The 19,584-nt window shown below is 49.3% G+C and carries 15 protein-coding genes and 1 pseudogene; 1 reads left to right on the top strand and 15 read right to left on the bottom strand.

What is annotated here, in order from left to right:
- Positions 1-28 precede the first annotated feature (28 nt).
- The 11 genes from DW965_RS06240 to DW965_RS06195 form a co-directional block, all read right to left on the bottom strand.
- Positions 29-1,954, bottom strand: a complete 1,926-nt coding sequence (locus DW965_RS06240; RefSeq protein ID WP_022463286.1) for an ABC transporter ATP-binding protein — start codon at positions 1,952-1,954, stop codon at positions 29-31.
- Positions 1,955-1,957: 3 nt separating this feature from the next.
- Entirely contained in the window at positions 1,958-3,706 is a 1,749-nt protein-coding gene (locus DW965_RS06235; RefSeq protein WP_022463287.1) for an ABC transporter ATP-binding protein, read from the bottom strand.
- Entirely contained in the window at positions 3,700-4,161 is a 462-nt protein-coding gene (locus tag DW965_RS06230) for a MarR family winged helix-turn-helix transcriptional regulator (RefSeq protein ID WP_022463288.1), read from the bottom strand. Before DW965_RS06230 ends, DW965_RS06235 begins: the two co-directional genes overlap by 7 nt.
- A 237-nt stretch (positions 4,162-4,398) precedes the next feature.
- Positions 4,399-6,186, bottom strand: a complete 1,788-nt coding sequence (locus DW965_RS06225; RefSeq protein ID WP_119198149.1) for a cobaltochelatase CobT-related protein — start codon at positions 6,184-6,186, stop codon at positions 4,399-4,401.
- A gap of 11 nt (positions 6,187-6,197) precedes the next feature.
- Positions 6,198-7,109, bottom strand: coding sequence for an AAA family ATPase (locus tag DW965_RS06220; RefSeq protein ID WP_119198148.1), 912 nt, complete (start codon positions 7,107-7,109; stop codon positions 6,198-6,200).
- A 269-nt stretch (positions 7,110-7,378) separates the two neighbouring features.
- A complete protein-coding gene (locus DW965_RS06215) occupies positions 7,379-8,836 on the bottom strand; it encodes a radical SAM protein (protein WP_055226489.1) in 1,458 nt (485 codons plus the stop codon).
- A gap of 230 nt (positions 8,837-9,066) precedes the next feature.
- On the bottom strand, positions 9,067-9,525 hold the full coding sequence (locus tag DW965_RS06210) for a hypothetical protein (protein WP_117800885.1): 459 nt from the start codon (positions 9,523-9,525) through the stop codon (positions 9,067-9,069).
- Between the two features lie 323 nt (positions 9,526-9,848).
- Entirely contained in the window at positions 9,849-11,183 is a 1,335-nt protein-coding gene (aspS, locus tag DW965_RS06205) for an aspartate--tRNA(Asn) ligase (RefSeq protein WP_330420953.1), read from the bottom strand.
- A 387-nt stretch (positions 11,184-11,570) separates the two neighbouring features.
- Positions 11,571-12,371 carry a metallophosphoesterase gene (locus DW965_RS06200; protein WP_242998340.1) on the bottom strand — a complete coding sequence of 267 codons (801 nt, stop codon included), beginning with the start codon at positions 12,369-12,371 and terminating at the stop codon, positions 11,571-11,573.
- A gap of 5 nt (positions 12,372-12,376) precedes the next feature.
- Positions 12,377-12,742, bottom strand: coding sequence for a hypothetical protein (locus tag DW965_RS19805; protein ID WP_243036450.1), 366 nt, complete (start codon positions 12,740-12,742; stop codon positions 12,377-12,379).
- Between the two features lie 93 nt (positions 12,743-12,835).
- Positions 12,836-13,636 carry a PHP-associated domain-containing protein gene (locus DW965_RS06195; RefSeq protein WP_055218178.1) on the bottom strand — a complete coding sequence of 267 codons (801 nt, stop codon included), beginning with the start codon at positions 13,634-13,636 and terminating at the stop codon, positions 12,836-12,838.
- 296 nt (positions 13,637-13,932) lie between these two features.
- Here DW965_RS06195 and DW965_RS06190 point away from each other — a divergent pair, with 296 nt between their 5' ends.
- Positions 13,933-14,955 (top strand): hypothetical protein, encoded by a 1,023-nt coding sequence (locus DW965_RS06190; RefSeq protein ID WP_118749852.1) that lies wholly within the window; start codon positions 13,933-13,935, stop codon positions 14,953-14,955.
- Between the two features lie 21 nt (positions 14,956-14,976).
- On the opposite strand, the gene DW965_RS06185 is transcribed toward DW965_RS06190, so the two are convergent.
- The 4 genes and pseudogenes from DW965_RS06185 to DW965_RS06170 all read right to left on the bottom strand — a co-directional run bounded on the left by DW965_RS06185 (position 14,977) and on the right by DW965_RS06170 (position 19,285).
- On the bottom strand, positions 14,977-15,525 hold the full coding sequence (locus DW965_RS06185) for a TetR/AcrR family transcriptional regulator C-terminal domain-containing protein (RefSeq protein ID WP_055226495.1): 549 nt from the start codon (positions 15,523-15,525) through the stop codon (positions 14,977-14,979).
- Positions 15,526-15,645: 120 nt separating this feature from the next.
- Positions 15,646-17,244, bottom strand: a complete 1,599-nt coding sequence (locus tag DW965_RS06180) for a sensor histidine kinase (RefSeq protein WP_243036448.1) — start codon at positions 17,242-17,244, stop codon at positions 15,646-15,648.
- Positions 17,241-17,924 (bottom strand): response regulator transcription factor, encoded by a 684-nt coding sequence (locus tag DW965_RS06175; protein WP_055218183.1) that lies wholly within the window; start codon positions 17,922-17,924, stop codon positions 17,241-17,243. The genes DW965_RS06180 and DW965_RS06175 overlap by 4 nt, the downstream gene beginning before the upstream one ends.
- Before the next feature lie 258 nt (positions 17,925-18,182).
- A pseudogene (locus DW965_RS06170) lies at positions 18,183-19,285 on the bottom strand (glycerol dehydrogenase).
- Positions 19,286-19,584 lie beyond the last annotated feature (299 nt).

Here is a 19,584-nt window from a genome sequence, read left to right as displayed (position 1 = left end):
GCGGGACTTACTTTTTCCGTTTTTTCTGCTATGCAGAAACCTGATTTCCGGTATACAACTGATAATATTTTCCTTTCTGTTCCATCAGCTGATCATGGGTACCGCGCTCAATAATTTGTCCCTGCTCAAGAACCATGATACAATCGGCGTTTCGTACGGTAGACAGACGATGTGCGATAACAAAGGTTGTTCTTCCGCTCATCAGCTTATCCATACCATCCTGAACAATGCGCTCGGTACGGGTATCAATGGAGCTTGTCGCCTCATCGAGAATCAGTACCGGCGGATCCGCAATGGCTGCACGCGCGATCGCAAGAAGCTGCCGCTGACCCTGGGACAGATTCGCACCGTCTCCGGTCAGCATTGTGTCATAGCCCTGCGGCAGACGCATAATGAACCCGTGCGCATTCGCCAGTTTTGCTGCTGCTACAACCTCATCCTCCGTCGCATCGAGCTTTCCGAAGGCAATATTTTCTCTTACCGTTCCCGTAAACAGATGTGTATCCTGCAAAACAATGCCAAGCGATCTTCTCAGATCGTCTTTTTTGATCTTTCCAATATTGATCTCATCGTAACGGATCTTACCTTTCTGAATATCATAAAAACGGTTGATCAGATTGGTAATGGTTGTTTTTCCGGCTCCGGTGGAACCGACAAACGCGATCTTCTGACCCGGCTCCGCAAACAGTGATACATCGTGCAGAACGATTTTATCCGGGTTATAGCCGAAATCAACATGTTCGAATACCACACGGCCCTGCAGCTCGCGGTAATCCACAGATCCATCTGCCTGGTGCGTATGCTTCCATGCCCATTTTCCGGTACGCTCTTTCGTCTCGGTGAGTTTTCCGTTTTCTTCCTTCGCATTGACAAGCGTTACATACCCCTCGTCCAGCTCCGGCTCTTCATCCATCAGGCGGAAAATACGTTCGGCTCCTGCAAGTGCCATAACGATTGCGTTCAACTGCTGGCTGACCTGGTTGATCGGCATGTTAAAACTCTTGTTGAAGGTCAGAAAGCTTGCCAGACCACCGAGCGTAAAGCCACCGACATTGCCAAGGGCAAGTGCACCGCCGACAATCGCACAGACAACATAGCTCATATTTCCAAGCTGTGCATTGATCGGTCCGATGACATTCGCAAACGCATTGGCATTGTAAGCACTCTCATACAGATTGTTATTAATTTCTTTGAATTTTTCGATATTCTCCTCTTCATGACAGAATACCTTGACAACCTTCTGGCCATCCATCATCTCTTCGATAAAGCCGTTGACTTTACCAAGATCCCTCTGCTGTTTTACAAAGAAATTTCCGGAAAATCCGGCCACCTTTTTTGTCACTCCCAGCATGATAGATACCATAACCAGCGTTGTAATCGTCAGCGGGATGTTCAGAATCAGCATACTGACAAAGACACTGACAATCGTGATTGCACTGTTGATGATCTGCGGGATACTCTGACTGATCATCTGGCGCAGAGTATCAATATCATTTGTATAAATCGACATAATATCGCCGTGCGCATGCGTATCAAAATATTTGATTGGCAGCTTTTCCATATTGCCGAACAGATCATTTCTCAGATTCCGCAGGGTTCCCTGGGACACATAAATCATGGTACGGTTCTGAATGAACGCAGCCACAATACCGATCCCGTAAAATCCGGCCACCCGCAAAATTGCGTGGAGCAGCGGGCCAAAATCCGGATCCGGCTGGGTCAGCATCGGCGTGATATAGCCGTCAATCAGCGTTTTCATAAACATCGTTCCCTGTACGTTTGCCAGGACGTTGACAAAAATCGCAATGACAACAGCGATGCAATGTACGGTATAATCCTTTAATGCATATTTCATAATTCTGGTAAAGATCTTCATCGGATTCTTGACCTGCGGTTTCACCCCTCTTGGAGGTCTTGCGCCCGGCCCCTTTACCTGCTGTACTCTCTCTGCCATTCCTTACTCACCTCTCTTTTCGTCAAAGTCTCCGCCGCCACCGGTCTGAGACTCATATACTTCCCGGTAAATTTCATTGGTTTTCAGTAATTCCTCATGGCTTCCAAAACCATTTACTTTTCCGTTCTCCATGACAATGATACGGTCTGCGTCCTGCACACTGGAAATACGCTGTGCAATGATCAGCTTTGTCGTTTCAGGAATCTCGGTCAGGAATGCCTTCCGGATTTTTGCATCGGTTGCGGTATCGACAGCACTTGTACTGTCATCCAGAATCAGCACCTTTGGTTTTTTCAGCAGCGCTCGTGCGATACAGAGGCGCTGTTTCTGGCCGCCGGATACGTTGGATCCGCCCTGCTCGATGTAGGTGTTGTAGCCCTCCGGCATCCGGTCGATAAATTCATCAGCGCAGGCAAGACGGCAGACACGCTTGCACTCTTCTTCCGAAGCATTTTTATCACCCCAGCGAAGATTGTCGAGAATGGTACCGGAAAACAGCACATTTTTCTGTAAAACAACGGCTACTTCATTTCGCAGAGTTTCCATATCGTAGGAACGGACATCCTTTCCGCCGACTTTGATGGAGCCTTCCGTGACATCGTACAGACGGCTGATCAGGTTGACAAGACTCGTCTTCGCACTTCCGGTTCCGCCGATGATACCGATGGTCTCACCGGATTTGATCGAAAGGTTGATATCCGAAAGAACCGGCTCGCCTGCTCCCTTTTTGTAGTTGAAGTAGACGTGATCGAAGGTAATGCTTCCGTCCGGAATATCAAAGTCCGGATTCTCCGGATTGTCGAGATCGCTCTTCTCATTCAGAACCTCGGTAATACGGCGCGCACTCGCAAGGCTCATCGTGATCATAACGAATACCATCGAAAGCATCATGAGGCTCATCAAAATGTTCATGCAGTAGGTCAGAAGGCTCATCAGCTCTCCTGTTGTCAGGCTGCTTCCGACGATCATCTTCGCACCGAGCCAGCTGATCAGAAGAATACAGCTGTAAACGGTAAGCTGCATCAGCGGCGCGTTGAAGGAAAGGTTTTCCTCTGCTTTACAGAAAATTTTGTAGATGTTCTCTGCTGCTTTGTGGAACTTACTTGTTTCATGATCCTCACGCACATACGCTTTTACTACGCGGATGGCGGATACGTTTTCCTGTACGCTCGCATTCAGCTCATCGTACTTCGGAAATGCCTGATCGAAATATTTCATCGCGGAACGCATGATCAAAAACAGACACGTTCCGAGGATAAGAATGGCTACCAGATAAACGCTTGCAAGACGTGCATTGATATAAAACGACATAATCATCGCGATAATCATGCTCGACGGTGCACGCATGCACATACGAAGAATCATCTGATAGGCATTCTGCAGGTTGGTGACGTCTGTCGTCAGGCGGGTGACAAGACCTGCGGTGCTGAATTTGTCGATATTCGAAAATGAATATTCCTGAATGTTTTCAAACATGGCCTGACGCAGATTTCTTGCAAATCCGGCAGACGCTTTTGCTCCATATTTTCCGCCCATGATACCGGCAAACAGACCGATGGCTGCTGCTGCCACCATGAACGCTCCCACCACGTAGATGTGATGGAGATCGCCTTTTTCTACACCATCATCGATAATGGATGCCATCATAAGAGGAATGATCATCTCCATGATAACTTCCAGAATCATGAAAAGCGGAGTGGCAATGGAGGCTTTTTTAAACTCTTTTACCTGTGCTCCAAGTGTTTTTAACATGATGTCTCTCCTAACATATTTTTTACATTGCTTTTGAGCTGGTCGATGACACGGTAGAAGGTATCGAGATCTTCTTTTGCAATTCCTTCAATTGTCTGTTCTTCCAGAATATCGATCATATCTTTCGTCTTCTCGTGAAGCTCTCTTCCGGTATCGGTCAGCACCAGTTTCTTCAGACGTGCATCATAGGGAACGGACTCCCGTCGGATGTAGCCCTTTTTCTCCATGAGCTTTAAAATATTCGTCACGGTGGACCGACAGATCTTAAACTCCGCCTCGATATCCTTCTGGAAAATATCTTTGTCTTCGTTCCGGCACAGATACCCTAAAATCCATCCGTGCATGGCGGTCAGTTCATCGACCCCCCGCTCTCTGGCGGCTGCCATCAGGTTCCGTGACATCATATTGTCCAGCGTCCGCAGTTCGTGGCCGATTTTTCTTTTTTTACAACACACGCTGCTTTTTTCCTCCTTTCCCCTTTGCTGCCGTCCCCATCTGTTCTTTATAAAACTGTTTGAACAAGGACTGTTCTATAAGCAACTGTTCTATAGATAACTGTTTCATATTAAACAGTTCGCTATAGAACATTCTAGGAGGTTTTGTGGGAAATGTCAACCTGTTTGCGTAAAAAAATTTGAAAAAAATGCTCCGGATAAAAGTTTTCCACTTTCCGCCCGGAGCATTCCGCTCGTTTATTCTTCGATTTTTCTTCTTAAATAGCTTCCCACCATATGGGAAAAGTTGCGGATGTCGCGCGCATATGCGAAATCCTTGCCGAAAATCTTCTGCTCCGCCATAAGCTCCGTCTCCTCGCCTACAAAGACCCCAAGCACCGAGACACCCTGCTGCCTAAGGCGCCGCACCTCAGTTGCCGTGTCATGCAGCGCATAGTCATCCCGGTACGGCTTTGGATTTCTCGCATTCGGCCGGTTCACCAGCACATCGTACGGCTTTCCGTCGCTTAAGAGGATCAGCAGCTTCCGGTCCTCCTGGCGTTTTAAAAGATCCATCCCCGCCGCCTTGACAGCAAGCCCGTCGCGGTTGTTTGATGATGTAATATACTCAAAAATATTGCTGTTCTTCTCCCGCGGATCGTCGTAATCGCGCATCCGGTGCAGAATCGTGTAATCCCAGAACGTACAGAAGCTCATCACGCGGAACGGGATGTGCAGGCGGCTTAAGGTCTCCGCCAGAATGTACGTCTGCAGTGTCACATTCTCCTGGCGCGGCCGCTGGGAACCGCTCGCATCCACGAGAATATCCACGACAAAATCCAGCGAATTCCGCCGCTGCTCCAGCCGGAACAGATCCGCATTCTGACTCCGTCCCACCTTCCACATCCGCGCGGGCTGTAAAATTCCGTGGTCTGCATCTGCAAACGACTGGTCCTCCTGCAGCAGCATCGCTTTTTTCAGTTCCTGATACAGCAGCGAAATGTTCTGCCGCACCGCGCGGTGCTGGTCGTAATAGGCATGAAGGTTTTTATCCTTCTGCTTCTGCGCGTAGGAGAGCTGATAATACTTTCCGACCGGATTTTTCAGCACACCCTCCGTGTAATAGAGGCTGCAGTCGCTGTGGATGCCGCGGCAGAGCTGGTAATTCCGGCTTTTCTCCTCACTCTCCGAGAGCCACGTTTTTCCGTAATTGCGCTGAATGTACTGATACATCCGTGCCAGCGCTTTCTCATCAACGACAACGACCTTTTTGGTATCGCTTCCCGCTGTTTTTTCTTTCTTCTCTTCCGCCTCTTTTGATGTGAAATTTGTCATATCAAGCGAAACTCGCTCCAGATATGTCTCGAGCCCGTCCTCGTACAGTTCCTCCGAAATGAAATCCTTCCAGGAATACTCGGTGAGCTCCTCGATCGTTACCGCAAGAACCGAGGCAAGATCACCGTGCTTTTTCACAAATGCGGGATCGACGACCTTATTGTACAGCTCGTCCGTCACCCGGATCAGTTCCATTGTATCCGCTGTTTCGGATGCGTGCTTCAGCAGCTCCATCCACTCCCGCGTTTTCCCCGAGTATGAAGGGCTTTTTTCCTCGTCCTCCTCTCTTCTTCCGCGCAGATACTCCAGTTTCAGGCGCCCTGTCTCATTTTTGGATAAAGATTCAAACGAGTGGTCCAGTATTTCCTCCGCTGCTCTCCTTCGAAAGCCCTTGACACCGGGGCGCTCGCTTTCGAGCCGCTTCGATACGGCCTCCTCCGTCACCAGCTGGGCGAGCATCATCAGTTCTCCCTCCGCTGCGCCGCTGTAAACCTTCTTCACCAGATACAGGCTGTAGGCTTCCCGATCAAAGTAACACGAAAAGGCACCCTGGCGGATCGTATCGTACAGCACCGTATCCGGCTCTTTCGCATACCGCTCCACGTCCGGGTTCAGCTTCAGCGTGTAGTCGCCGCTGACGGTCCAGACGAGATTGCGGATCCGGCTCTCCAGCTCCATCTCATGCGTTTTTAATGTTTCCTCTGTCACCATACGTATTTCCTCTAAAAAATATCCTGCGGCGTCCACTCTTCCGGAATCCGCGTGCGCACAACATCCCGCACGATCTCTTTTTCAAACAGGTCAAAGCATTTATTGACAATGCCGATCTGCACCGCAAGATACGGGGACAGCCCCTGGCGCATCGTACCGATCGCTCCGAACAGGCCGCGGAGGTCGAGCGCACGCGTGGTGATTTCCGCCTGTTTTGCCTTTTTCTGCAGATCGAGGTAAAGACCGGCCAGCGCATCGCGTGCCGCCGGTTTCAGATCCGGGAATTTTGACTGCATCAGATAAAACAGTGTCTCTTCCGTAAGCGACGGCATGTCAATCACCAGAAAGCGGGACACCAGCGCCTCGTTCAGCTCTCTCGTTCCCGCATAGCCGTAGTTCATCGTTCCGATCATCCGCGCCGCCGGGTGAAGCGGAATTTTATCGTAGCCCGGCACATCGATAATGCGGCGGTAGTCGAGCGCGGCGTGAAGAACACTGACTGCATCGTTTTTCGCCATGTTGATCTCATCGAGAATGCCAAAACCGCCTTCCTCTGCACAGCGGTAAATGCTGCCCTTCCGGAGTGTGACCTCCTGGTTCTGGAACGTATCGGTTCCGATCAGCTCGGCACTTCCTGTGTTTACATGGAAGGAAACGTTGTACGTCGGTCTTCCGAAAACATACGCCAGTGTCTCTGCCAGCACGTTTTTTCCCGTTGCCTTCTCGCCGGTCAGCAGCAGATTTTCGCCCTGCAGCAGCGCGGCAATTGCCATCTCCAGAATCTCTTTTCCAAAAAACGGGATTTCCGGCGTACTCATGCGGTTCTCTAAGCCCTCCGCCACCGGATAGCTCTCGCGGAATCTCCGCACGCTCTCAATTAACGCCCCGCTCACGCCCTGTTCCTGTAAAAATGAATCGTTCATCTTCTATTTTTTAATCCTCTCTGTCGTTAAAATATCTTTTTGCTTCTACCAGTATACGGGATCTGCCTTTTTTCTGCAAGACCTGTCGGACTTATAGTAATCCCCGAAAATAATGCAAAAAATTCGCGCTCTGCAGCACTGCCTTTTTTGCATTATTTTCGGGTCTTGCTATAGATTGAATTGAATTGAAACATAAAGACACCGGAAAACAGGCTTTATCCCGTTTCCCGGCGTCTTATTTCTGTCATTGATTCAGTTCATGCATCGCATTATCCGCGGATTCCGGAAAGAATTTCCTCTGTGGAAGCTTTTGCCTCCTCGTCCAGGTTCTCTTTCTTATAGTTCTCATATCTCTGTTTGTGATGCGGATTCTCTGCCCACAGCTCGTCTGCGGCTTTTTTCCACTCAGCAGCATACAGGTCACATTTTCCGCACAGATGCTCTGCGCTCTCCGGAGACTGCAGGTCGGTTGACTTCGCGCCGGTCTTCTCTACCATCTCACGCAGCAGTTCCGGATTTTCGAGCATCGGACATGGGCGCAGGTGGTTGCGGTTGAACGGCTGTCCATCGCGGTATGCCTGGAACAGCGGCTGCTGCAGTGCTTCAATCAGGGAAACTTCGTTGATGTTGGCGCCGGAGTAATGGATGAAAACACACGGCTCCACATCGCCGTTTGCATTGATATGGCAGTAGTTTCTTCCTCCTGCGATACAGCCTCCGACGAACTCACCGTCGTTCTGGAAGTCCATAACAAAGATCTGTTTGTCGCTCTTATCGGAACGGATCTCACGCAGTCTGTGATAGATATATTTTCTCTGCTCAACCGTCGGCATCAGCTCCGGTGCAGCGTCCATGCCGACCGGCATGAAGTGGAAATACCAGCTGTAACGGCATCCGTGCTCGATCAAAAGATCCAGGAACTCGTCACTTGTAACGGTCTCGAGGTTTGCTCTTGTGTAGCAGATGGAAGTACCAAAAAGCAGACCGTGTTTTTTCATCAGATCCATGGCTGCCAGAACTTTATCGAAAATACCCTCGCCGCGGCGTCCGTCGTTGACCTCCTCGAAGCCTTCCAGAGACAGGGAGAAGGAGATATTGCCGAGCTTCTGAACCGCCTCACAGAACTCCTCGTCGATCAGGGTTCCATTGGTGAAGCAGTGGAATTCACAGTCATGATGCTCTTCTGCCAGACGCAGGATGTCTTTTTTGCGCACAAGCGGTTCGCCGCCGGTGAACATGTAGAAGTAGGTTCCCAGCTCTTTTCCCTGGCTTATGATATCAGAAAGTTTCTCATAGGAAAGATTCAGCTTGTGGCCGTATTCTGCTGCCCAGCATCCGGTGCAGTGCAGGTTACAGGCACTTGTCGGGTCCATCAGCATCGTCCATGGGATGTTGCAGTTGTATTTTTCACGGTTCATACGGATCTGTTTCGTTCCGACGAAAGCTGCCTGGAATCCCAGGTTCAAAGCAGTCATTTTGATCACCTGCGGATCCAGCTCGTCCAGTCCGCGGTTGACATACTGTACCCATTTGTTGTCCGGATTCTGCAGCATGGTGCGGATGTTGTCGAAGGTTTTCTCCGCAAACATATTTCCGGTAAATTTCTGTACAAAATCCGTCAGATTCAACAGCGCTTTTGTTCTGTCGTCTCCGTGGTTCACATATTTTAAAACACCATCGATCGCAGCGCCTGCAGCGGCTCTTTCTACTTTCATTTTTGCATCCATTGTTCACGATCTCCTTTGTAATAGTTTAATATTTTCGCCCGGAATTGATCTGGTTTTGAATACCACATCCTGGCTTTTTCTCATTATATTCTCCATATTTGGAAAATACAACCCAAAATTCCCTCGTTTTGGACATATCAAAAAAAGTGTCCCACGCGGGAACACTTTTTCCTGTTTTTCTCTTTCTGTTATGTTTCACATTGCATTTTCGGATTCACACAGGGCATTTCCTAATTTTCGATCAGAACCGCACGGATCGGGCCGCCGTATTGGTGTTTCTTTTGGATCGGCGCAGCCACGAGAAAATAATGACCAGAGGTCACTTTCTCCAGATTCAGATTTTCAACAATCACCGTGCCTTTTTTCAGTAACTGCTGATGAACATCATTCCCTGATGTCTCATTTCCGACGGTTTCCTGCTCCACACCGAGCAGCACCAGTTTTTTCTCTGCCAGGTAATCTGCCCCATCGCGTGTAATCTGCGCATCGCCGCGGATCAGGAGACGTTCACAGTCTTCTTCCATGACCTCCTCGAGCACTTCTCTTGTCACTTTTCCCTCAAGCTCCGCCACCTGACAGATGCCAAGTGACCGGTCGAGCGTCGTCTGCGCCGTTCCTTCCTCCGTCATCAGATGACGCGGCGCGTCCATTGCGGAAAACTGCTCTCCGGAAATGTCATATAATTTCATATTTTCCTATCCTCAAACCGGGAAACTCCCGTCTTTCTTTTTTCCAATATTTGCCGATACTGCCAGATTCTGCCGGCAGCCAAACCTTGTTTAGTATAGCCTATTTTCGGACGCTTTACAAGGCTCATTTCTGCAAAAATTCTGACTTTTATACAGCAATCCTGTCTGCAATAAACAATTTGTCATTTTCACTCCCCTGATGTATAACAGAAAGATCCAAACGGTTACGCTATCTTTCAAAAGGGAGGGAAACCTTATGAAACTCCGGCTAAGCCCGTGGATCTGCGCCACGGCTTCGCCGGAGTTTTTTACACTCTTCTGGTTTACGGAATCAGACGGTGAATGTCTCTTGGAAACAGGGATGCGTTCCGCACATTTTCAAATCCGAGAAGCCGTGCCGTAAACCGCTCCAGCCCAAGACCGAGGCCGCCGTGCGGGGGCATGCCGCAGCGGTGCATCATTAGATAGCTCTCAAACGCTTCAACATGCATGCCGCGGCTTTCGAGCTTTTCCACCTGCTCCCGGTAATTGTGGATGCGCTGGCCGCCGGTCGTCACCTCAAGGCCGCGGAACAGAAGGTCAAAGCTTTCCGTCTCTGCCGGATTTTCTCTGCTGTCCATCGCGTAGAACGGGCGCTTGGCGCTTGGATAATGTGTCACAAATACGAAGTCACTGCCTGTCGTTTTCTTCACGTATTCGCACAGCAGTTTTTCCTCCTCCGGTTCAAAGTCCAGTTTCTCCGAAAAGGCTCTTTTGTATACGCGGCTCACCAGCTCTTTCGCCTCGGAAAAACGGATTCTCGGAATCTCCGTGATCACCGGCACCTCTGCTTTTAAAAGCGAAAGCTCCGCTCCGCATGTCTCCTGCAGCCGTCCAAATGTGTACCGCAGCATTTCCTGCTCCATCGCCATGATGTCCTCAAAATTCTCGATATAGCCCATCTCAAAGTCCACGCTTGTATATTCATTCAGATGACGCGCCGTGTCGTGCTTCTCCGCCCGGAAGACCGGTGCGATCTCGTAGACACGCTCGAAGACGCCGACCATCATCTGCTTGTAAAACTGCGGGCTCTGCGCCAGATATGCCTGTTCGCCGAAATACGACAGGGAGAAGATATTAGCTCCGCCCTCGGCTCCCGCTGCTACGAGCTTCGGTGTGTGGATTTCGGTGAAGTGCTGTCCATCCAGAAATTCGCGGAACGCCTGACAGATCCTGGCCTGAATCTGGAAAACCGCGCGCTCTTTTTCATTTCGCAGCGTGATAGGCCGGTAGTCCAGCAGGTTCTCGATGGAAGTGTTGACCCGCTTCTGGTTGATGACAACCGGCGGTACTTCTTCCGGCTCGGAGAGGATTTCCACGTCTAACAGATGCAGGTCATACCCGCTTCTGGAACGCTCTTCACGGATCACCTCCGCGGTAAACCGGACACACGCCTCTTCTTTTAATTCCTCCAATGCAAACCGGGCATACGCCGGCTCGTACACGCACTGTACCATCTGCCGTTTCGTCCGAAGCAGCACAAATGCAAATGAGCTCATTTTTCGGATTTTGTAAATGTTTCCATGCAGCCGCACGATTTCGCCGATGTGTGCTCCTAACTGCTCTGCTTCGAGTTCCTCTGTTTTTCTTACTTTTACGGTATTCATTTCTGTCTTCATAGTCTTTTCTGCCTTTCTGTTCTGATTTTTCTTTATCGCCGCAAAATCAGCAGAAAATCCATATGGACATAATCTGTATGTCCCATACGATCACAACCCTTCTCTGATGTAAATTTCAAGTCATTCCCGCATGGATAAAAAATGGCAAAGAAAAACCACACGGGGTATTTCTTTTTCTCCCAGTGTGGTTTCCCTTTGCCTTATCTTCCACACAGGTACAACACAATCAGCGCCTGTACCTGTGAAGTATAGTAGTCTTCACTTTGATACAAGCGCTATCAATCGTCGTCCCTGTGCATCTGTACGCTGTGCATCTCGTTCATCGTTGATAACCTCTGTTTCGTAGTTTTGTTGTATTATAATTCTGCGTTCCGGTTTTGTCAACCCTTATTTTCCGTAATCGATGATCACCACTTCCGCTTTCGTCCCGATCCGCATCGGCGGTCCCCAGAGACCCACGCCGGATGTGACGATGCTGTACATGTCTCCGACTTTCTTCATCCCGCAGGCATTCTCCCACATCAGGCCGGTAAGGATATTGCCTGGGAAGAGCTGTCCGTCGTGCGTATGGCCGCCAAGATCAAGGTCTGCGCCTGCCTCTGCCAGCTCGGTCAGCTCCGACGGCTGGTGGTCAATCACAAAAACTGGAAGCGACTGGTCCAGTCCGGTAAGCAGTTCGGACGGCGTGTCGCGTGTCTCCTGCGTTTTGCGGATCCGGTCGGGATCTTTTCGGCCCGCCAGATAAAAGGCATCATCGATACAGACCACATCATCCTCCAGCAGATGAATCTTCGCGCGGTCCAGAAACTCACCGAACCGGCGGTCGGCGATGCGCTCCTCCTTCGTCTCAAACGTAAAGCCCGCGAGAATCTTCTCATCGAGATCGTGGTTGCCGTAGCAGGCGTACGTGCCGTACCGGCTCTTTAAGCCCGCCAGAAGATCCGCCACGCGGTCCGGCTCATAGATGGCATCGTACTCATTATCAAAAATATCCCCGGCAATCACAACGACATCCGGCTCCTCAGCATTAATTTTTTCCACCATCTCTTCCATCTGATGACTGCCGATGCTGTACCCCAGATGAAGATCTGCGACGAGAGCAATTTTCAGATGTGCATCCTTTTTCGATGGAACCTCATATCGTGTCGTGTAAATATGGACTGCATGCACCATTCCGTAGATGCACATTCCCGTCACAAAAAGGATCGCGCCAAGCCGACCGCTTTCAATCCCATCGGAGAATACAGCCAAGTTTTCGTCAGTGCCGTATGCGCAAAAATGAAGCGCAGCAGCACCAGAATCGCGGTGAAGCCAAGAAAATACAGATACATGCCAAGCCAGCAGTTGCTGATGACCTTTAAAATCCGGTGAACGGGATCTCTTTTGATCAGAAAGCTCGTCAGCAGGGAAAGTGCAAAAAATGCATACAGCACCAAAATGACACCCAGCACGGCCGGATGGCGGAACAAAGGATGCACCTCCTTCATCCACCGCAGCAGCCAGTAGGCGGTAAATACATTTGCCAGTATGTAGACCGGCGCAAGAAATATTGCAAGCATACGTATGTTTCCTCTCTTTTTCGATTCAAATACAGGGCAGGAAAAAGCGTGCCGAACGAAACGTTTCCGGCACGCTTTTTTGCCAGGCATTCATCAGAGTTTTTTCTCTATGATATCAAACAGCTCACGTCTCCGCTTCCGCCAGCGCCAGCCATTTGCAAGTTTGTTGTAGAAATAGAACGAATCCACAAGCACCATGTTCAGGCGGCCGATCCGGTCTTTCGTCGTTCCGTTGTAATGTTCGCCGCCGCATTCGATCTGCGGGCACGTTTTTACGTAGGCGATCAGATCATCCTCACTTCTGATAGTATCTGGCAGCTCGGTATACGCTTTTCCGATGCAGTCCAGCCGGTGCGCATCGCTTCCGCCAAAGCCGGGCTTATTGAATTTCTCCGCCAGCCGTTTCGCTTTTGCGTTCGTCTCCGCGCTCTCACACGCATTGAAAATTTCAACAAAATCGAACTGCGGGAGAAGCTGGGCAATCCGCTGCTGATACTTTTTCTTCCGTTCATTCGTGCTGATCATGCTCATAAATTTTTCGCCGTACGGATGCGCCGGTCCTAAAATTCCGCCGTACGCATGGACGATCTTGACAAGGATCGATCCCGGCAGACCGCGCAGCTCCAGAATTTTTAATTTTACGCCGAACGGCATAATCACAAGAATGTGGCCGCAGTCGCACGTATCGTACTCAACACCTTTTAATACCACAAAATCCTGGTGTGCTCTTCCCTTGATGGCATTCTTCCACTCGCGGTATCCGTCATAGGAATCGTGGTCGGATACCAACATTCCTCCAAATCCTTTTCGTTTCAGTGTTCGGATGTACTCCTCAATCATGACTTTTCCATCCATCGAACCCTCTTTTGTGTGGCAGTGCATATCAAATTTCATGCAAAACGCCTCCTTTTATCTTCCATGTTCGAAAACCATTTCGTTTTTCCTATTTTTCTGGAATCGTTTCGGATGGTTCCGCCGCGTTTTTGGCGCGGCAGAATCGATAGTTTGTACCATCTAACTTTATTTTACCACTTTTTCCACAAAAGAAAAAGAAATTTCTTCTGAAGATCTGGTAAATTTTCCTTAAGGAATGGAGTTTTTAGACAATTCCTGTTCTTTGTCCCTGTTTTTACCGTGTTCTTTTTGCTATGATAAAAACAGCTTATTTTACTTGATCGGAGGAACACATTATGAATTCACAGGACATCACCCGCGCACTGATCGACACAACAGTTGCACGCGCGATGGTGGAGATGGACGCAGATCCGAAACGCAGCGTCCGCAAGCTCTGCGATCTTGGCCGCCAGTTTTCCCGCGGCCGCTTTCAGAATCAGATTTTTGCCATTTTTCAGGATCTTCTGCGCAACGATGAAAGCCCGTATTATCAGGCGATCGACTTTCTGCTGCGCAGCAACGATCCGGAAGCGCTTCGTCAGTTCGGCATCAACATCGGCTACAACAGTTTTACCTACGGTGCGCAGATTCTGCGCCAGAAGCAGAAAGAACTTTCCTTTGCTGTTCCCTGGGTTGTCAAGCTCCGTCTCGACAGCCGCATCCCGGACACTTACGATTCCTCGTTTTTTGCATCCGTGGTCAGAACCGGTCTGACATACGGCATCTACTCTTATCAGCTCCGCTCCATGGATCATCATGAGGATATGGAATCCTACCTTGCCGTCATCCAGTCGCATCCGGAATGCGCGTTTCTCTGGTTTCTTTCCAATACGCCGCTTACCGAAAAACAGCAGAAACTGCTTTTATCCTGCCCGAACCTGATGGTTTCTCTTCCAATTGATGCCCCCTCAACGGCTTCCATGGCAAAAGCCCTGCGCCATCAGAAAACGCTGTTCGGTATGCACAAAGTCTATCAGGATGCAGATGCTGCCGCTTATCTGCTCTCTTTTGACCACCTGTATTCCCAGATGGAACAGAGTGTCTTTTTCTTTCTGGTCGCAGATGATTCGTGCTCAAAAGAAAGTATCCGGGCTGTTTCCGATGTTGTTCAACAGTACCGCTTCACCCCCATACAGCCATTCTTCCCGATCGAAGTGCAGGAAGACTCCCGCAAAATTGAGCAGATTATCACCGCCCATCCGGCGTATCTGCTGCTTCTGCCGGATCACATGGCCCGCACACTCGATACGCCCACCGTTTCCTTTGAAGAGTTGTCTCTTCGGAATATATTTTACCGTGAACTGCTCGCAGATGCATAAAAGTACAGCCAAAGCGGAATTTTATTTCTTTGGTTCCGCTTTGGCTGCTATTTTTTCTGATGATCTATATATCACTTCTTTCAGTTCTTCGACAAACGTTTCCGGTTCCAGCTCGCTTTCCATGGAAAACCAGCGCAGAACTGCGGTCAGGAAGGCATCACAGAAGAACGTTACAAACAGTTTCTGATTCTGTACCTGAAAGAGATCCTGTACAAAAAACGCCATGACCGGCTCGAGCATCTCGTAAAAGTAATCCTTAAAACTGTTCTGCCCTTCGATCCTCAGGGCACTCTGGTAAAATGCTTTATTCTGATAGAAAATATTGCAGACCGCCACCAGCACATCCCATTCATTCTCAAAGTTCTTTCCGCCCATGTTTGTCAGAAAGTCCACATAAAAGATCCAGTTTACCAGATCGTATTTATCTTTAAAATGATAATAAAAGCTTTTCCGGTTCAGACCGCATTCCTCGCAGAGATCTGAAATACTGATTTTTGCAAAAGACTTGCGTACCATCAATTTTTTCATTGCATCTGCAAGCGCACTCTTTGTACTGTTGGAATCCGCCATCTCTTCTCTCCCTCTCTTTTTGACCGTTTGTGCTATTATTCTACACCATCTTTTTCCTTTATGCAAGAAAAGCGCACCAGGAAAAGGCTGTATTTCCTTTTTCTGGCACGCTTTTTGCAATCATGCTTCTTCCGTTTTTCCATCTGCCTCCAGTGTGAACCAGAATGCCACACCGTTGTCGTAATTCTGGCAGCCGCACTGCTGCTGGAAGGAATCCATAATGGCTTTTACGATGGAAAGGCCGATGCCGCTTCCGCCGTATTCCCTTGTTCTCGCTTTGTCCACCTTGAAGAATTTCACCCATACCTTGTCGAGATCCTCCTCCGGGATCGGGTCCCCGGTATTGAAAACGGTTGTCTTTACGACATTCCCTTCTTTTTTGCAGGTGATCTCAATCGTGTGGTCGTAGTCCAGATGGTTTAGGGCATTCGTCAGATAGTTGGTGATAACCTCCTCGACTTTGAATTCATCGCCCCAGACATAGAGCGGGTCGCCGCCGGTAAAGAGCACTTTTGCCTCTTTCTGGCGGATCAGGATGTCGGAGGACTGCAGCACGCCTCTGATCACGGCGTTCAGATCGAACCGTTCCATATTGACCTGATCCTCACCGAACTCGAGTTGGTTCAGGTTCAGGAGTTTTTTGACCATCTCGTTCATCTTTGCCGCCTCGTCGATGATGACATCACAGTAGAACTCGCGGCTTTCCTCATCGTCGTTGATGTTGTCTTTCAGGCCTTCCGCATAACCCTGAATCAGAGCGATCGGGGTTTTCAGCTCATGTGTGACATTTGAGAGGAACTCGCGGCGCATTTCATCAATCTGCGTTTTTTTGTCAATATCTTTCTGCAGCTCAACGTTCGCACTTTTCAGCTCGGAAATCGCCTGCTCAAGCTGTTCGGACATGACATTGAAGTTGTTTCCAAGCTCGCCGATCTCGTCTTTTCCGCCGCTCACGTAGCGGGCATCGAAGTCAAGGGCTGCCATTTTTTTCGAAATTTCGGTCAGCTCCTGCACCGGACGGACGATCTGGCGGGTGATGATCCAGATCACAATGGCACCGATGATGATGATCGGAATGCCGATAAAGAGGTAAAACTGGTTGGAAAGGCCGACCGCATCCGTGATGCTCTCCAGCGGGCATCTTGCAAAGTAGCAATTTCCATTGTCAAACCAGCCGATGATCTGCAGATACTCGGCATCGGCGTGGCTGTCGTAGAATTTCTGGATCTGATAGTTGTCTTTGCTGTCAACGACTTTGGTATTTGCCTGCTCGTTTCCGCTGATCAGGCCGAAGATCAGGGTCTGGAGGCTCTGGCGGTCGGTTGCGTTGGAATAGACGAAGCTGCTGAGCTCCGGTCCGGTGATAATGACTTTCAGGTTGTTGGTAGCGCAGAACTGCTCGAAGGTATCAGGGATATTGTCGCTGTCTCCGCCTGTCGCATTCAGTTTCTGAAAGCTCTCTGCCAGAATGTGTTCTTTATCCCGGATATAAAAGGACCCGAGAAAGAAGTAATTGATCAGGCCGATGATAAGCAGGGTAGCTGCCATGGTCGCAATAAAAGTGTAGGCAATTCGTTTTTTGACGGAGTGTTTTCTTCCCTTTTGTGGCATTTTCAAGTGAAACCGGTGCTTTTTCTCCGTCTGGTTTCCCATTGTCACACGGGAATCTTCTGCAGGCATCTCCACGGAAGTCTCATTTTGTTTTTCTGTTCCGTTCATGATTCGTCCGCCTCGAATTTATAGCCCATGCCCCAGATGGTCTTGATTAAATCGCCTTTGTCGCCCATTTTGCTGCGGAGTTTTTTGACGTGGGTGTCGATGGTGCGGGCGTCGCCGTAGTAGTCGTAGTTCCAGACGTTGTTCAGGATTTTTTCTCTGGAGAGGGCGATTCCCTGGTTTTCGAGGAAGTAGGTGAGGAGTTCGAATTCTTTATAGCTTAACTCCATTGGTTTTCCGTCGATGGATGCCATGTGGGCGGCTTTGTCGATGCGGATGCCGCCGGCTTCTAATACGTCGTCTTCGCCGGTTTTGCCGCTGCGGCGCAGGATGGCTTCGACGCGGGCGACGAGGATTTTCGGGGAGAATGGTTTTGAGATGTATTCGTCTACGCCGAGGTCAAAGCCGAGGAGTTCATCGCGTTCTTCGCTTTTGGCGGTGAGCATGATGATCGGGACTTTGGAGTTCTGGCGGATTTCGCGGCAGACCTGCCAGCCATCCATTTTGGGCATCATGACGTCGAGGATGATGAGGGCGATGTCTTTCTGGGCGTAGAAGGTGTCTACGGCCTGTTCGCCGTCACCGGCTTCGATGACGTCGTATCCGGCTTTTACTAAGAAATCTTTGACGAGTTTGCGCATGCGGCTTTCGTCGTCTACTACTAGGATTTTTAATTTTTCCATGAGTTTTGTCTCCTTTATATGACGGACGGAAAACGCCCGGCTGCCCGCCCGCTCGTGCTTTTTCCTGATCTCGTTGTGTTTTTACTTCTGATATTTTTACCATTTTACTTTAACATGGGTTTATGTTTTTTTTGTGAAATAGGATGAGTTTATTTTAACATATAGGAAGGGAGTTGGGAACTTCTATTTTTGTGTTGATTAAATTTGAGTATAAAAAAAGATCTCCTGAGGTTGGCAGGAGATCTTTTTTCATACGGGTTATTCTTCTTCGTCGAGATAGTATCTGCCGTAGGCGTCGGCTGCTTTGATGGCGGCGAAGACGGTCTCCGGGGTTACTTCGAATGGCATGTTGTGGAGGGTGTCGTTCTCTGCGCATGCGGTTTTGGCTACTTCCATGAGCTGGTCGTCGGTTACGTTTCCGGCACCGAGTTCAGCCAAGGTGACTGGGAGACCGACTTCGATGCACCATAAGATGATGTCTTCGAGTTCATCGAGCGGTACGTTTTCCAGGACGAGCTGAGTCAGGGTTCCGAAGGCTACTTTTTCACCGTGGTACATGTGATGGCACTCTTCGAGTACGGTGAAGCCGTTGTGGATGGCGTGGGCTCCTGCGAGGCCTGCGCTTTCAAAACCGATTCCGGAAAGGAGGGTGTTGGCCTCGATGACTTTCTCGACTGCCGGGGTGCATACGCCGGCTTCAAGAGCGATTTTGGCTTTTACGCCTTCTTCCATCAGAGTGTCAAAGCAGAGTTTCGCGAGTGCCATCGCTGCCTCGGTTGTTTTTCCACCGGCGCAGGAAGTAGCTCCGCTTCTCTGGCAGGCTCTTGCTTCAAAATAGGTGGCAAGTGCATCACCCATTCCGGCTACGGTCAGGCGGACTGGAGATTTTACGATGATGTCGGTATCCATCAGAACCAGGTTCGGGTTTGCCGGAAGGAAGAGGTATTTCTCGAATACACCCTCTTCTGTGTATACAACAGACAGTGCGCTGCACGGTGCATCGGTCGATGCAATGGTCGGGCAGATGAATACTGGTGTTTCTGCGTAGTAGGCAACTGCTTTTGCGGTATCAAAAATTTTGCCTCCGCCGACACCGATAACCAGATCACAGCCTTTTTCTTTCACGATAGCAACCAGACGGTTGATCTCACTCTCACAGCACTCGCCGTTGAAATAATCAAAAACAACGTCGCAGTCGCTTCCCGCAAAGCTTTCTTCGATCATTGCTCCGATCCGTCTGTAGCCTCCCTGGCTGATCAGAACCAGTGCTTTCTTTCCGCATTTTGCCGCATATGTTCCGATGTTTTTCATTTCCCCTGCGCCCTGTAAATATTTAGAAGGCTAATTAAAATTTTTGCCATTTCTCTTACGCTCCTTTTTTGTTTTTTGAACGTCAGCCTCCGCTTCTGGCGTTTTCTGCGAAAAATGAGTTTACCGCAGAACTTGTCTTTATTATAATAACTGCGCTGTAAAATTGCAAGAATATTTCCATCCAAAATGAACCCCGGAAGTTCACATATTTCCCCGGGATTTTTCGGTTTATTCTGCCTGATCGTAAATGATTTTGCAACGCAGCAGTCCTGTGCGTCGTTTGGGTAGGTATACGGTGCAAACAGATAGACAACTGTCGGGGCATCGTAAAAAGCATTCTGGATTGTGC

The organism is Blautia sp. AM47-4 (assembly GCF_003479865.1).
In the GTDB taxonomy this organism is placed as follows: Bacteria; Bacillota; Clostridia; order Lachnospirales; family Lachnospiraceae; genus Fusicatenibacter; species Fusicatenibacter saccharivorans.
Note: the sequence above shows the minus strand (reverse complement) of the source record. Positions and strands in the feature narration are given on the sequence as shown.

Bases quoted from the DNA above. Each gene is read 5' to 3' on its own strand.
- DW965_RS06190 (WP_118749852.1), top strand. From the start codon at position 13,933: ATGAATTCACAGGACATCACCCGCGCACTGATCGACACAACAGTTGCA.
- DW965_RS06180 (WP_243036448.1), bottom strand. From the start codon at position 17,244: ATGAACGGAACAGAAAAACAAAATGAGACTTCCGTGGAGATGCCTGCA.
- DW965_RS06215 (WP_055226489.1), bottom strand. From the start codon at position 8,836: ATGGATGCAAAAATGAAAGTAGAAAGAGCCGCTGCAGGCGCTGCGATC.
- DW965_RS06195 (WP_055218178.1), bottom strand. From the start codon at position 13,636: ATGAAATTTGATATGCACTGCCACACAAAAGAGGGTTCGATGGATGGA.
- DW965_RS06220 (WP_119198148.1), bottom strand. From the start codon at position 7,109: ATGAACGATTCATTTTTACAGGAACAGGGCGTGAGCGGGGCGTTAATT.
- aspS (WP_330420953.1), bottom strand. From the start codon at position 11,183: ATGAAGACAGAAATGAATACCGTAAAAGTAAGAAAAACAGAGGAACTC.
- DW965_RS06235 (WP_022463287.1), bottom strand. From the start codon at position 3,706: ATGTTAAAAACACTTGGAGCACAGGTAAAAGAGTTTAAAAAAGCCTCC.
- DW965_RS06200 (WP_242998340.1), bottom strand. From the start codon at position 12,371: ATGTGCATCTACGGAATGGTGCATGCAGTCCATATTTACACGACACGA.
- DW965_RS06185 (WP_055226495.1), bottom strand. From the start codon at position 15,525: ATGGCGGATTCCAACAGTACAAAGAGTGCGCTTGCAGATGCAATGAAA.
- DW965_RS06175 (WP_055218183.1), bottom strand. From the start codon at position 17,924: ATGGAAAAATTAAAAATCCTAGTAGTAGACGACGAAAGCCGCATGCGC.
- DW965_RS19805 (WP_243036450.1), bottom strand. From the start codon at position 12,742: ATGCTTGCAATATTTCTTGCGCCGGTCTACATACTGGCAAATGTATTT.
- DW965_RS06225 (WP_119198149.1), bottom strand. From the start codon at position 6,186: ATGGTGACAGAGGAAACATTAAAAACGCATGAGATGGAGCTGGAGAGC.
- DW965_RS06240 (WP_022463286.1), bottom strand. From the start codon at position 1,954: ATGGCAGAGAGAGTACAGCAGGTAAAGGGGCCGGGCGCAAGACCTCCA.
- DW965_RS06210 (WP_117800885.1), bottom strand. From the start codon at position 9,525: ATGAAATTATATGACATTTCCGGAGAGCAGTTTTCCGCAATGGACGCG.